This window comes from Gleimia hominis (genome assembly GCF_032085515.1).
In the GTDB taxonomy this organism is placed as follows: Bacteria; Actinomycetota; Actinomycetes; order Actinomycetales; family Actinomycetaceae; genus Gleimia; species Gleimia hominis.
This window is the reverse complement of sequence record NZ_JASXSX010000001.1, coordinates 781,262-794,644: the sequence shown is the minus strand read 5'-3', so window position 1 is coordinate 794,644 and position 13,383 is coordinate 781,262. Positions and strand designations below refer to the sequence as shown.

At 53.2% G+C, this 13,383-nt stretch carries 12 protein-coding genes and 1 pseudogene; 4 read left to right on the top strand and 9 right to left on the bottom strand.

Features of this window, described 5'->3' with window-relative positions; genetic code table 11:
• Position 1: 1 nt before the first annotated feature.
• The 3 genes and pseudogenes from QS713_RS03265 to QS713_RS03255 form a co-directional block, all read right to left on the bottom strand.
• Positions 2-1,105, bottom strand: a complete 1,104-nt coding sequence (locus QS713_RS03265) for an o-succinylbenzoate synthase (RefSeq protein WP_313273732.1) — start codon at positions 1,103-1,105, stop codon at positions 2-4.
• A 1,118-nt stretch (positions 1,106-2,223) separates the two neighbouring features.
• On the bottom strand, positions 2,224-2,766 hold the full coding sequence (locus QS713_RS03260) for a hypothetical protein (RefSeq protein ID WP_313272416.1): 543 nt from the start codon (positions 2,764-2,766) through the stop codon (positions 2,224-2,226).
• A 127-nt stretch (positions 2,767-2,893) separates the two neighbouring features.
• Positions 2,894-4,372: pseudogene (locus tag QS713_RS03255) on the bottom strand (glycoside hydrolase domain-containing protein); the annotation flags it as partial.
• A gap of 788 nt (positions 4,373-5,160) precedes the next feature.
• On the opposite strand from QS713_RS03255, the gene QS713_RS03250 reads away from it, so the two are divergent.
• The gene (locus tag QS713_RS03250) at positions 5,161-5,832 is read left to right on the top strand and encodes a hypothetical protein (RefSeq protein ID WP_313272413.1); all 672 of its coding nucleotides are present in this window, start codon (positions 5,161-5,163) and stop codon (positions 5,830-5,832) included.
• A 489-nt stretch (positions 5,833-6,321) separates the two neighbouring features.
• On the opposite strand, the gene QS713_RS09185 is transcribed toward QS713_RS03250, so the two are convergent.
• Positions 6,322-6,657, bottom strand: a complete 336-nt coding sequence (locus tag QS713_RS09185) for a phage portal protein (protein WP_313273729.1) — start codon at positions 6,655-6,657, stop codon at positions 6,322-6,324.
• A 267-nt stretch (positions 6,658-6,924) separates the two neighbouring features.
• Positions 6,925-7,152 (bottom strand): hypothetical protein, encoded by a 228-nt coding sequence (locus QS713_RS03240; protein ID WP_313272411.1) that lies wholly within the window; start codon positions 7,150-7,152, stop codon positions 6,925-6,927.
• 259 nt (positions 7,153-7,411) lie between these two features.
• Between QS713_RS03240 and QS713_RS03235 the strand changes: the two genes are divergently transcribed.
• Positions 7,412-7,531 carry a ClbS/DfsB family four-helix bundle protein gene (locus tag QS713_RS03235; RefSeq protein WP_313272410.1) on the top strand — a complete coding sequence of 40 codons (120 nt, stop codon included), beginning with the start codon at positions 7,412-7,414 and terminating at the stop codon, positions 7,529-7,531.
• Between the two features lie 132 nt (positions 7,532-7,663).
• Complete coding sequence (locus tag QS713_RS03230; protein ID WP_313272409.1) at positions 7,664-8,020, top strand: hypothetical protein; 357 nt, start codon at positions 7,664-7,666, stop codon at positions 8,018-8,020.
• Positions 8,021-8,124: 104 nt separating this feature from the next.
• Here the strand turns inward: QS713_RS03230 and QS713_RS03225 are convergent, their stop codons facing one another.
• The 4 genes from QS713_RS03225 to QS713_RS03210 form a co-directional block, all read right to left on the bottom strand.
• Complete coding sequence (locus QS713_RS03225; protein WP_102216292.1) at positions 8,125-8,877, bottom strand: iron ABC transporter ATP-binding protein; 753 nt, start codon at positions 8,875-8,877, stop codon at positions 8,125-8,127.
• Positions 8,874-9,908, bottom strand: a complete 1,035-nt coding sequence (locus tag QS713_RS03220; protein ID WP_313272407.1) for an iron chelate uptake ABC transporter family permease subunit — start codon at positions 9,906-9,908, stop codon at positions 8,874-8,876. Before QS713_RS03220 ends, QS713_RS03225 begins: the two co-directional genes overlap by 4 nt.
• Positions 9,909-10,024: 116 nt before the next feature.
• The gene (locus QS713_RS03215; protein ID WP_313272405.1) at positions 10,025-11,143 is read right to left on the bottom strand and encodes an ABC transporter permease; all 1,119 of its coding nucleotides are present in this window, start codon (positions 11,141-11,143) and stop codon (positions 10,025-10,027) included.
• Positions 11,143-12,165 (bottom strand): siderophore ABC transporter substrate-binding protein, encoded by a 1,023-nt coding sequence (locus QS713_RS03210; RefSeq protein WP_313272403.1) that lies wholly within the window; start codon positions 12,163-12,165, stop codon positions 11,143-11,145. The genes QS713_RS03215 and QS713_RS03210 overlap by 1 nt, the downstream gene beginning before the upstream one ends.
• A 230-nt stretch (positions 12,166-12,395) precedes the next feature.
• Between QS713_RS03210 and QS713_RS03205 the strand changes: the two genes are divergently transcribed.
• The gene (locus tag QS713_RS03205; RefSeq protein WP_313272401.1) at positions 12,396-13,373 is read left to right on the top strand and encodes a 1,4-dihydroxy-2-naphthoyl-CoA synthase; all 978 of its coding nucleotides are present in this window, start codon (positions 12,396-12,398) and stop codon (positions 13,371-13,373) included.
• The last annotated feature ends 10 nt before the right edge of the window (positions 13,374-13,383 follow it).

The window sequence follows — 13,383 nt, the reverse complement described above, 5'->3', positions numbered from 1 at the left end:
TTTATTTTCCCCCGTGCGCGTCTGACTTGAGATTCGCAATCGCTTCAAGGCGGTGCATCCACCTGTTTATGATTTCCTCATGAGGGCCGCGTTCCCCCGTATCAATCAACGTTTCGTCGGGCGCACAGTCCTCAACTAATATCGCCCCGTCTTGAGGTCGCAGGGGCACGCACACGTCCTCAGTGAACATCTGTGCGGTAGCTAGCCCACACGCATATGGAAGCTGGGGCAATGCTGCTGCGCAAGCCACTGCCCTAGCAATCCCAACTGAGGATTCCAGAGCGGAAGAAACGACTGCTGGCAACCCGGCTTGTTCGCAAATCTCTAACAGCTTTCTGGTACCCCCTAGTGGCTGCATTTTTACTACCACCAGGTCGGCTGCGCCGGCCCGCGCTACCGCGAGCGGATCCTCCGCACGGCGCACTGACTCATCAGCAGCCACCGGAACATCCACGCACTTTCGTACCTGCGCTAATTCCGCAACCGTCGCACACGGTTGCTCCACGTACTCCAATCCCCCTGCCGCTGTATCTAGGGCCTTCACTGCCGTCACCGCTTGCTCCACCGTCCATGCCGCATTCGCATCCACACGGACTTTCCCATGGGGCCCCAGAGCTTGCTTAACTGCTGCGACACGTTCCAGATCTTCCGATAGGGGCACGCCCGGGTCTGCCACTTTCACTTTCGCAGTAGTACAACCACCCGATTGCGCAACCATTCTTTGCGCGCGATCAGGATTCACAACGGGTATCGTCACATTTACAGGAACCCGATCGCGCTGCAATGGCATGGGTGGTTCGCTGATCTCTGCTAGCGCTGCGGCGAGCCACCGGGCGGATTCGTGTGGATCGTAGTTCCAAAAAGGTGAGAATTCCGCCCACCCCATTTTTCCGTGCAGCAACAGACCATTGCGAACGTTAATGCGACGGAACCGGTTCCGCAGAGGCAAAGAGTAGTACACAACCCTGTCCACACCTTTAAGCACCCGCCGAGCCGCTGGAGGCCACTGAGACGCCGGAACCTCATGCATAACCCGTTTGGCGGCACGTGAGGCACCAACTCTATCTTGATTCTCTGCGCGGTCACAGCTGCAGGCTTCACCCATTGTAGTCACGTCCCCATTGTCCCTTTTTGGAGTCCAACCGCAAATAGAGTCCAACCGCAAATAATGGGGCCTACGCAAAACACTTCACTAGCACCGCATTGAGGTTATACACTGAGCAGTGTTCCATATGCTATTCAATCAACGAGGGTGGGCACGATGGCTTCATTGAAGAGCCGGAGAAGATGGAGCGTTGGGCCTACCAACACGAGTATTTGCGGCACACGCCCAATAACGAAAAAGAGAATATGATGCGCACTTTTCACGCCAATTTCTTTTAATAATAGTGCTTGTTGTGATGCTATCAGTGTCAGCTATTGTTGCCTGGAGCACGTTAACTAACTCCGCTCACGCTGACAAGCCTAAAGTGACGCATCCGGTTTAGGGGTGTAAGTGGAGTTTGAATCCGCCGGTGTCGAGTTCAGAGCCGTATCCTATTGAATAGCAACATTTCAGTATGATAGGAAAATGTATATTTTATGCCACTGACTCTGTTAAGAACGAAGGTTCAGGAGTGTAGGAGGATTTCCGGATGTTAGAGACCAAAGAAATACTTCGGCACGGAACTCTGGGCGGAGATTGTTGTCTTGGTACCGAACAGCATTGAATCAACCACCTCGGATCAGGGGCAGTTTCTAACCGGCGCTCCTTATGCCCGTAGGGCTTTATGGTGGATTGGGCTTATATGTTTCATACCGGCACTTTTGATGTATATTGACGAAAATGGCGTAGTGGCACTGCTCTCAGGAGCACGAAACGCGGAGGCTGTCTCATCGTTCGCTAAAGGTTCTTGGCCTTATATTGTTCTAGCTTCGCAGCGTCTTGTCATCGTAACGAGTCTTGGTTACATAATGTGGATTACTAATAGGCTGGTTTGGCTTCTCGAATTATTTCGTAAGAGTGAAATAGAAAAATCTGATGGCTGGCGCAGCCGAAGAGTTATTCACAAAGCGATCGTTTGCTTCGTCACTTTTTCTGCGCTTATCCTGACTTTATGGATTTATGCCGTATTTGGACTGATATGTTTTGCTGACTCCTTATAAATAAGCCTCATGCTTGCCCAGATATTTCATGTGTATTCATCTGGGCACGTATGAGGCTTACAGGCCAAAATGAGAGTGTCAGCGATGAGGGGAGGCAATAAATGCTGCGTATGCACGTGCTAAGGTCTCAGCCTCATGAGCGTCAGGAAGAGAACTAGCATGCGACGCTATTTCAAGCAGTTTCGCTGTTCCAACGATATTTGTCAGCCCCAACGCATCGATTCCATTAGAGACTGTTTGGAACGCTAAAACAAGGTTGTCAGCACTCGCGGCGAAGCGTTCACGGTAGAATCGCCTGATCCGATTGGTTTCGGATTGTTTGAATGTATATGCCATTGCTTGCGAAAGTTGATGCTCTCCTGGGTGGAGTTTCATGTACTTGGCAATCAACCAGGCGTCAGCGTCAGCAAGAACGTCAGCATATCCAAAGCCCTGCCCGTCACTTACATTTCCAAGATGAGAGTTAATCCACGCATACAGGTCAGCAGAATTAGCCTTGTTTTGATAGGCCCCCCAGATTTGGAGCAGATCTAGAGGCCAGCCTCCAAGGTCGCCCAGACCGTAGTTTGACTGGTTTTCTTCAATGCCCCAGTTTAAATAGCCGAGGGCAGTTGCCGCCATATGTGCTATGTCTCGGCGCGGGAGAGTGTTTTTTATCTTTGGTTGCTTATCGCATATTGCGTTACACGTCAGGCGCGCTGCAACAATCTCGGCTGGAGTTGTACTCTCCGGCGTGTACGTTTTCCACAACAGTTGAACATGCAGTTGAACGTCCTGAGTAGGCCACTCGATCGAGATCCCACCTGCCGTGGTAGCCACTGATTTCGTGGAATTGGTCGAATGCCCAGTTGTTTGGAATTGGGAAGCCCAGGTTGCCTGAGAATCCGGTAGACATATCTGAAACGAAGGACGAGACCGTATACCCAGCTTCGGCTACTCGCGTACAAATATTGCGTGAAGCGTAGATACCAACGCCATAACCACCTCCCAGATTAGCTTTAACAGCCTTGAAGTAGGGAAGAATATGACTGGTAACTTGCGGGTCGGTAGCATCGAAATCCACGGCGAAATAAATCACGGTTCCCGGAATGCCAAGGCGCAACGCTGCTGTAGTAGCCTCACGCGCATGCCTAGCACCAGATTCGGGTGTGAAGTGCGAAAGCTTCGTAGAGTATTCCTGGAAAATCGGGAAATACTTCAACCCATGCTTGACGATGCCCTCAAGCTCGCCACTACGAAGTGCCTTGAAATAATCTGATTCCTTCTTGTTGGCCTGATTAGGTTCACTAAGGTAGCGTCCCACAATCTGGTATCCATCCGCTTTGAGACAGCCAGCTAGTTCATCGGTAATCTCAAAACGCGTGTCGCAGGCAACGCACGCCCGGTTTGGGTCACCTTTCGAGGTAAGTAGGCTCATCCACGTGGTCGGATCAAATACACCGGTTTGCGGGATCTTATAAGTGTTTTGGAAATTCTTAATCCCATCGGGGATTGAAGAATCCCACGCCTTGACTGCACGCTCTCCAAACCCGTTACATACGAGTGCAGTTGTCCCGAGCCAAACCCATTCACTGCTACCACCGCTGATGGTTTGCAGGCGCGAGCGGGTACCTGCCCCAAAACTCCCAGTAGCCTCAGCCGCAGTGAACCCCTCAATAGCTTGCAATACCTGAATTAGGGCTTTGTTCATCTCCCGGCCATAAAGACCGTCGGTAGGAATGATGCCAGTGTATGCCCTATAACGGCGGTTAATCTCTTGCTGGATGGTACGAACCGTGCTCTTGCCACCATAAGCCGATAGCAGCCGGAACTGCTTCATCGACAGCAATACCATCATCAACTCCAGATCAACCGTGGCGCTTGTATCAGCGAGCCCAATATCGGATTTCACCTTCCGAATAGAGCTGGCTACGTTATCTGTAAATGTGGTGGTGATTCCGCCGTATTCGCCTGGGTATCCCTTACACCACAAGGCACCTTGAATAATCCCATGGATATTATCTCTTGCGTCTGACTGGCTAATACCGCCCGGCCAGCGCTTCGTGAAACGCGACTGGGTGCCAGGACCGAAATTATTCGCCGTATGCGTGATCCCCAGTTCGATCTGCAGCGCGCGGATAAGAGCGTTGATCGTACCCCACCCAGTCTGGCCATCCTCGCCCACCGAACCGAACCCGGTGCGGTTCTTATAGGTCTTATTCAACCATTGCTGTGTTTTCAACACCATTTAATCTGCCATGATTCTTCCTTTTAGAAATCAGTTGTTAACTCTAGGCAAACAAATACCTGCCACGGAGGGGTCCAGAACACCGGATGAGAAGCTCCGGAATTTTTTGCCCTCACCTACACGTCCCTCAGAAACCCAAAACCGGACGGGTAAAGCAAAAGAAAACCAGACAGACTGCAGCTCAGCGAAGTCTCATCCCTCCCCTTATTGCCAACGAGGAACTCCGCTACCCACGTTCTTTGGACAGTATTATTTTATTCGATGGTGGCTAGTACGTGCCTCACACGCAGAAAGATGCAAGATACTCAGCCAACCACCCCCACAGCAAACCCGAGCACGCGATCAAAATATGTGAGGCACAACTCCGATTACGCGCTCAATATATGTAAGGCCGTCGGACACTTTACTAGTGTTAAAGAGGCATTATACACTAGAAGATGCTCCGTATACCACGAACCAATGAGGGTGAGCACCATGAGTTCATTGGAGATCAGCAGAAGAACGTTAACCTACGCGATTCTCATAACTACGTTAACTTGCATTGGGGTAAGCTCATTTGCGCCCAGTTTTGCCTTATCGAGCAACACCTACGCTACTTATTACAAATTTTGGACCATATTCACTACTGTGCGAACACACCACGCAGGTAATATGTCTTGGGAAAACCAGGGCGGGACTACCAAATGGAGCAATGGAGCTACCAACACAAGCAGATGTGGGGGCGCGCCCGATTATGTAGCTGCACACCAGCCAGGTGGAGCCAGTTTATTTAACGAGAGAAAGAGAATATGATGCGCACTTTTTCACGCCAATTTCTTTTAATAATAGTGCTTGTTGTGATGCTATCAGTGTCAGCTATTGTTGCCTGGAGCACGTTAACTAACTCCGCTCACGCTGACAAGCCTAAACTCACCAACCCCACCCTTAATAGTTACGAGCAAGAACACCCTGTACCAGATCCAGTACTAACCAAGTTAGCACCAGAAATAAGCATGGTTAACGAAGCATATCCGCCAGGTGAGCGCGCCCCATTACTAGCTGAGCTCTTACCTTGGGCGGTTGGTAGCGAGATCGAAGAAATGGACAATTCTACCGTGGTGCTTTCTGCCCCAAAAGATAATCCAGCTGCAAGACAAGTAATAAATAACGATAAGGATCATTCAGATCGCGATTCTCTGTCGAACAAAGTGCGGGTCGTTACTAATAAAGGTGACGTGGCTGTTCTTGCAGCGCATGACTGGGAATGCAAGTGGATAAGTGAATATGTCAGCGCCCGTGAAGCACAAGACAACTCGCGTGCCAAAAATGCAGAGAAAATGGTGCGTAAATTCCCCCACTTGGAAGCGATTAAGAAATTTAATCCACAACTAGGTAAGGATCACGAAGCTTTTATCTATCCAGACATCTTTACGGAAGACTTGCAGTCAGCGCGCAGTTGGATCGCAAACTCGTGTAAGTAATAGTACTGAGCAACACGAAGCTTCGCGAGTGTGTCTACCAAGAGCTTTCCCCACCCGTGTAATGAAAGCTGTACCTAGAGCTTGAACAAGGCACTTAGCGTAAGACCCTGCACTTCTTGTGCTTACTTCTTAACGAGTTTTCTGATTCCAAAGAGAAGAAGCCGTAGAACTTGTCGGTTACCATCTTGTCGTTCATAATCGATAGCCTGCACCCTGGCGACGATCGCTTTGGAGGCGAGGTTGGCTTTGAGCACGTCAGCGAATCAGCAGACCATGCAGGCTATCGACCATACCCAAAGCATTATCGATGGCCACCATGCAGATGACGGGGCGCATTTCACCAGTGCGGGCGAAGCGACCGCCTTCTTGGACAATCTGTCATGAAAATCGTCTTCGACACTCAGTTTCAGGCTGACTATAAACGGCTCGTTCGCGCTTATCCACCCGTTCCGCCGCCCTACCGCATACCCGTTCATCCGTGACTCATAATCACCGCGTAGTAAGCCTTCGAGGTTGAACTTCACAAACAACGCCGGCTTCGTCACGCCCCACGGTCATGCGGTTGGGCATGGGCGGATACAGGCCGATGACATCGTCACGGCCGTTACGGATCACCTGAGCAAACGCATTACCCCACAACAACAAATGCGTCATCAGGGTTTCACGAAACACAGAGGACGGCATCTCCGGGTTCGACTCATCATGCAAAATCCGACACACCGCATGATCCACTGCTTCGCGCTTCGTTTCGCCGCGTAGCCAGTAAAGAAAACCCGTGATTCCTACCTCCTGGAAGAGCAGACATGAAAATGGGCACCCACACATACAGGTAGGTGCCCATCTATGAGCAAGACTGCTCCGATCATTCACCGAAGCCCCTCAATTAGCGTTAACACGTCGCTAACTAACGGTCATTCTCGCTGTTTTCCTTTCAGTTGCATCACGGAAACAACGAATGCTAAACCTGCTCCGGAAAGAAAAATCGGATTCAGTAGCGTTGCCTCAAGCACAGTTCTTCCGAGCGCCATAAAAAGAACCACAGAAGCAAGTGCGAAACCAACAGAGCCACACAGGTAGCATGCGACCCGTCGCTTACCAGCAAAAAGTTGCCGCACCGGTTAGCCCCCCTCCAATTCCGCTGGCTGGGGTGAAGAGCATTGAACGCGCATCAACATACGTGAGCGTTCCCGCAGATTGCTGATAGCTCACTGAACTTGGCTCGATGCTATCAGGAATCTCGTCTGCAACAGCAAACGTTGTGCCTTGAAAAGCTAGAACGCAACCAGAAACCAGAACGATAGCGGCCTTTTTGATACTCATGTTTTCTCCTTGTGTGTCTCACTGCCAGTCCGATGCTGGCAGACTCTGTTTCGCCACATCCGTATGTGGGGATGACGGAGAACACCTCCTTATCTTCAAGGATTGAAAATAGTGTGTCATAAGTCCCATTTTCTCGTCAATAGTTTTTTCACTTAAATTAACAACAGCCCACGCTCGTCATATACACCGCCGCCACTTGGTGCGGTTCCGTTTCTGATGGCTCAGTCTAACGCCATGATCGCGGCGCACCACACCAGCTTTGAACCAGGAAATCTGGGAACAATATCAAGATGTGTCGCTAGATAAAATCCAAGCACTACTCACGACAAGCCACACTCAGACCGTCGAACTCATTGAGGGATTCACCGGCACTCCTTAGACCAATCCCTACGGGCAATATGTTGCGCTTCTCCTAGTGACGAGGGCTATTTGTCGATCACTCGCACCAGATACCCGCATGTCCTTCGGATCTAGTCCGCTCGCGTTCCCGACCCTACGATAGACTTCGGGCATGTTCTTATTCGCGTTTATCCTGGGTCTATTCAGCCTGGCCGCCACCGTTTACCTCCGCGTCGGGTCACCGCGATCACGATGGTGGGAACGCACTAACGGTATTATCGACGAAACCTTCGCGTTCCTCTTCCTACCCGCCCTAAGCGCCCTACTGCTCGGGCTAGTTCTCGTGGGTGCCGGCATGCTCTCCGGTTCACTACCTGCGCTGCGCATCATTTTCTTCATACTTGGAGGCACCAGCGCCCTCATCGGCTTAATCGGCTCCCTAATGGGACTATTCAACGCCAGTACTCCCCGATGGCTCCTACCTAAATGGCGGATCAACAGCCCGTACCGGGGAAAAAATAAGCGATAACAAATCACGGTTTGCAGGCCAAAACCTAGCTATCGCACAGTTATCCCCGGGGCAAGCACCACCCAGCTAATGCCCCCACGCGGTCTTAAAAACCATTTGATCAGCTAGTAGACTGCCACGGGGCCACGCGGCCCCTCAATAACTTCAATCTCGCAAGAAAAAATATCCGAAAGTATCTGCGGCGTCATAATCTGCTTTGGCGTACCTAGGCAGTACACTTCCCCATCCTTCATAGCGCAAATCTGATCTGCGTACCGCGCCGCGAAATTAATATCGTGCAACACCATTAGAATCGTGCGATCAAACTTATCCGCAGCACTCCGCAAATGCCGCATCATCTGCACCGAATGGGCAATATCCAGATTATTCAACGGCTCATCCAGCAGCACATACTCCGTCTCCTGCGCCAGCACCATCGCCACGTACGCGCGCTGTCGCTGCCCACCAGAGAGCTGATCGAGGTACCGAGACTCCAGGTCCTCAAGCCCTAAAAAATCAATATAACGCGAAACAATCTGCTCATCTTCGGCGGTCAACCGGCCATGTGAATAAGGGAAGCGCCCAAAACCAACCAGCTGGCGCACTGTCAAGCGGGTAACAAAATGATTCTCCTGCTTCAAAATCGCCAAAATCTTCGCCAAGTCTTTCGACTTAGTAGTCGACACGTCGTAGCCCGCCACTTCAATCGCACCCGCATCCATATCAAGCAGCCGGCCAATCATATTCAACAACGTAGACTTACCCGCCCCATTCGCCCCAATCAGCACCGTCAAACCACGCTGCGGAATCTGAATATCAAGCGGACCAATCTGAACAGTGGTGGAATAATCCTTGCGTGCCCCGCGAATATCAATCACAAGTACCCCTTCTTCACGATCACCACCAGGAACGTTAGTCCCCCCACCATCTCAATAATTATCGAAACCACACCCTGCGCATAAAACACGTGGTTCATCAGAAAATACGCGCCCGTAAGAATCGCGAACCCAATCGCAATCGCCATCGGGAACAAGTAACGATGGTCGTACGTATCCGCTGCCTGATACGCCAAGGTGGCGGTCAAGAACCCGAAAAACGTTAGCGGCCCCACCAGCGCCGTAGATACCGCCATCAGCACCGCCACCAACGTGAGCACATACACGCTACCCCGCCGGTGGTTAACCCCCAGGCTCGTGCATGCCTCGCGCCCCAGGGCAATCACGTTCAACTGACGCGAATACGCGTACAACGCTGCCGCGGCGACTACCACCAATACCAGGGCATACGGGTAATAAGACCGGTCCGCGTTATTAATAGAACCAAATAGGCGCGCTTGCAGTACGTCGAACTCCGACGGTAACAGCATGCGCCGCATAAACGAAGCCATCGCCGCCAAACCGGAACCAAGTACGATCCCCACCAGCAGCATCACCTGCATATTCCCGCGTCTACCAGACAGCAACCACGAGTACAGAACCACTGCTAGCACCACCATGGCCGCAACCTGCAGCAAAAAAGGCACCACGCCGGTGAACGCCACGAGCGCCCCCAGCCCCAAGAAGTAAACCGTGGCCGTGTGAATAAGCGTGTACAAGGCTTCGAACCCAATGATCGACGGCGTTATGATCCGGTTCGCCGTAACCGTTTGAAACGCCACCGTCGCCAACGCGTGGCACACTGCTGCGAACGCGATCGCAACCAGCGCGTCGGCCCTCAGGCGCGCAACAATCCAAAACCCAGGTTTCGTAATCGGCACCGGGTTGTTGTACAGCAGCAAGCCCGCTGCGAACAGTACTCCCAACCCACCAATCAGCGCCAGCAAGGCAAAGTACCGTCTACGTTGAAACGGGCGGGCAAACGCCCCCACCTGACGCTGCTCCCTGCGCGTCGCGACAGATTCAGCGCCCACGCTGCCCGCCTGGATTTCAACGCGCGAGCTATTCGCTGGGCTTTTAACGCGCCATCTTTCGCGGCTACCAGTGTTTCCACGCACCCGTTCGCGGGTTTGTAAACTACTGCGTACACTCACATCGATCGCCTCCGGTACAAAATCAGGCCGACGAACACAACTGCGCCCAGCACTCCAAGAATGAGGGACACGGGTACCTCAAACGGACGGATAACCGTACGGGCCAGCAGGTCGCACACCGTCACCAGGCAAATCCCAACCAAACAAACCCAAGGCAAGTTTGAGCGCAAGTCGTCGCCTCGAACAAGCGAAACCATGTTCGGCACAATCAACCCCAGGAACGGTAAGTTCCCGACCACCACCGTTACCACGCCCGTGGCGACCGCGATCACGCCCGTACCAAACGTGACGATCCGGTTGTAGTTCACCCCCACGTTCGTGGCAATGTCCTCCCCCAGGCCCGCAATAGTCAACCGGTCCGCAGAGATAAAGATAATTACAGTGACCGCCACGATTACCCACAAGAACTCGTACCGCCCCTTGAGGATCGTGGCGAAACTACCGGCAAACCACACTACAATGGACTGCAGCAGATTCGTTTTCAACGCAATGAATGTGGAGATTGAACTCACTACCGCGCCAAGCATGATCCCAATAATCGGCACTATCAACGACGAACGGAGCGTGACGCGCCTCAAGAAACTAAAAAACACCATGGTGCCGATAAATGCGAAAACAATCGCCCCTGCCATGCGGGTAACGATTGACGCATTCGGCACGGTTGCGAGCACTAATAGCAGCCCTAACCCAGCCCACTCGGTGGTGCCAGTGGTGGTGGGCTCTACGAACTTGTTCTGCGTCAGCAGTTGCATTACTAAACCGCACATCGACATCGCGGCCCCCGACAGCACCAGGGCAATGGTGCGAGGAATGCGGGTGATTTGGAAGATAGCAGCACCGTCGGCTTGCCCGTCCACATCGTACACGCCGGTGCGCAGCGACAAGTAGATGAGCCCTACCGTAATCACCACGCCAACCAGCAGCGGCCACGTGAACAGGCGTCCGCGCGAACGCACCCCTTTGCGTGTGGGGCCAGCCTTGGAAACGGGCGTCCCCTTGCGAGAGGGGCCCCTGGAAGCGGGCGTCCCCTTGCGGGCGGGTGCGCCATGTGGTGCAAGTCCCCCCTCGCGGGCGGGGGCGTTCTGCGCGGACACCGCGGTGCTAGCTGTGCGCATTAGGAGTTGAGTGCCTCAGCGAGTTCTTCGAAGACCTTAGTTATGGTTTGCTGGGACTCGTTGGTGTACGTGTCGTTCGGCGCGTAATAAATGTGTTTTTCCTTCACGGCAGTCACGTTTTGCAAGGCCGGCGAGTTGTCGATTACGTCGCGAGCCGGCTTCGAATCTGAATCTGAGATCGCTGCGTCACGGTCTAGAACCAGCAGCCAGTCGGGGTTAGCCTGCGCAATCGCTTCAACAGAAACCTCGTCTCCCTTGTGGTCGGAGGATTCCCCTTCAACGTGTTCCAACGCGGGTTTCCAATCGAAAATCTCAAAGAATGGGCCGAAGAAACGCCCCACGTGCGGTGCGATGTAACCGATGTTTCCGCCCGACACGTTCAGGGACATCACGGTTTTGTCCCCAAGTTTCTTACTTGCTTCCTTGAGGTCTGCGATTGAGGCGTCGAACTTGTCGTTCAGTTCTTTCGCTTCATCTTTCTTTTCGAAAATGTCCCCCAGGATCGTGTTTGCCTTCTTGAGGCCGTCCACGAGCGCTTTACCGGATCCTTCTTCGTCGAGTTTCAAGTTCAGGTCAATGACGGCTGCTGATGGCGCGATTTCTTTAACTTTGTCGTAGTATTTTCCGAATCGCTGCCCCACGATCACCAGGTCGGGGTCTGCCGCAGTGATGGCTTCCAGTTTTGGTTCTTTGTGGTCGCCAATATCGGTTATGGAATCGTCCTTAACAAACGGGTTGTCGGCGGGCATCACGGATTTCGGTACTGCAACGGGTTTGATTCCCCAATCCGCAAGCGTGTCGAACGTGCGGTTGTCGAGTGCCACAACTTTTTTGGGGTTTACCGGTACCTCCACTTTTTCGCCCCGCATGTCCGTAATTTCTACGGTTGAGGCGCTGGAAGCGTTCGCATCTTTTGTTCCGTCGGCGTCGTTGCTGTTGGACGTGGAGGAGCTGCAGGCTCCGAGCATGAGCGCACCCGTAGCGATGATTGCCGCCAGGTTCATCATTTTCTTATTACGCATGTTTTCCTTTTCTAGACTCTGCAGTCTGGGTCGATGCGACGTCTGTGCGCCGCCGGCCTAAATGTGCACTTGAAAACATGTTTCTTCCTTTGGTCGCGGGAGAAACACTAGCTAAGTAGCGCGACATTCACCGCGAGGTTACCATAGCCTAACCTTAAGTTGCGACCGGGGCGGGGTGTTTCACATTTACGTTTGAGGCTGTGTGCCGCCTAAAGATTAGACTAGAGGCCATGACGGCTTTACCTTTTGTTTCGGACACTTTTACGCCGCAGCGGTGGCGGACGGTAGAAGGGTTTGATTTTACAGACATTACGTATCACCGAGGGATTAGTCGCGGTGAGGGCGATGGCCACCCGGCGGGTGCGGACCTACCGGTGGTGCGGATCGCGTTTGACCGCCCGCTGCTGCGCAACGCGTTCCGCCCGCACACAGTGGACGAACTCTACCGGGCGCTCGACCACGCGCGGCAAACCCCGACTGTGGCGGCAGTTATCTTGACCGGTAACGGCCCTTCCCCTAAAGATGGGGGCTACGCGTTTTGCTCCGGTGGGGACCAGCGGATCCGCGGTAAGGCCGGTTACCAGTATGAACAATCCGAGGTGGGGGCGGACGCGCCCGTAGCGAAGCGGCGGGAAGCGATTGACCCGGCGCGGGCTGGGCGGTTGCACATCTTGGAGGTTCAACGACTGATCCGGACGATGCCCAAGGTTGTTATCGCCGCGGTTCCCGGGTGGGCAGCCGGGGGTGGGCATTCACTGAACGTGATTTGTGACTTGTCGGTGGCTTCACTTGAGCACGCCCGGTTTATGCAAACGGATGCGAACGTGGGGTCTTTTGACGGTGGGTACGGGTCCGCGCTGTTGGCCCGCCAGGTAGGTGACAAACGGGCCCGCGAAATATTCTTCCTCGCCCGCGAATACGACGCGCAAACGGCCGCCCGCTGGGGTGTGGTAAACGAAGCGGTACCCCACGCACAATTAGAGGACAAGGCTTTAGAGTACGCGGCGATCATTGCGACGAAATCGCCTCAGGCTATTCGAATGCTGAAGTTCTCGTTCAACCTGGCGGACGACGGGTTGGCGGGCCAGCAGGTGTTCGCGGGGGAAGCAACGCGTCTGGCGTATATGACGGACGAAGCGCAGGAGGGCCGGGATGCGTTTGTTGAACGGCGCGACCCGAACTGGACGGATTACCCGTATTACTATTAGCAACACGTGT

Bases quoted from the DNA above. Each gene is read 5' to 3' on its own strand.
- QS713_RS03265 (WP_313273732.1), bottom strand. From the start codon at position 1,105: ATGGGTGAAGCCTGCAGCTGTGACCGCGCAGAGAATCAAGATAGAGTT.
- QS713_RS03260 (WP_313272416.1), bottom strand. From the start codon at position 2,766: ATGGCGGCAACTGCCCTCGGCTATTTAAACTGGGGCATTGAAGAAAAC.
- QS713_RS03250 (WP_313272413.1), top strand. From the start codon at position 5,161: ATGATGCGCACTTTTTCACGCCAATTTCTTTTAATAATAGTGCTTGTT.
- QS713_RS09185 (WP_313273729.1), bottom strand. From the start codon at position 6,657: ATGTGTGGGTGCCCATTTTCATGTCTGCTCTTCCAGGAGGTAGGAATC.
- QS713_RS03240 (WP_313272411.1), bottom strand. From the start codon at position 7,152: ATGAGTATCAAAAAGGCCGCTATCGTTCTGGTTTCTGGTTGCGTTCTA.
- QS713_RS03230 (WP_313272409.1), top strand. From the start codon at position 7,664: ATGTTCTTATTCGCGTTTATCCTGGGTCTATTCAGCCTGGCCGCCACC.
- QS713_RS03215 (WP_313272405.1), bottom strand. From the start codon at position 11,143: ATGCGCACAGCTAGCACCGCGGTGTCCGCGCAGAACGCCCCCGCCCGC.
- QS713_RS03210 (WP_313272403.1), bottom strand. From the start codon at position 12,165: ATGCGTAATAAGAAAATGATGAACCTGGCGGCAATCATCGCTACGGGT.
- QS713_RS03205 (WP_313272401.1), top strand. From the start codon at position 12,396: ATGACGGCTTTACCTTTTGTTTCGGACACTTTTACGCCGCAGCGGTGG.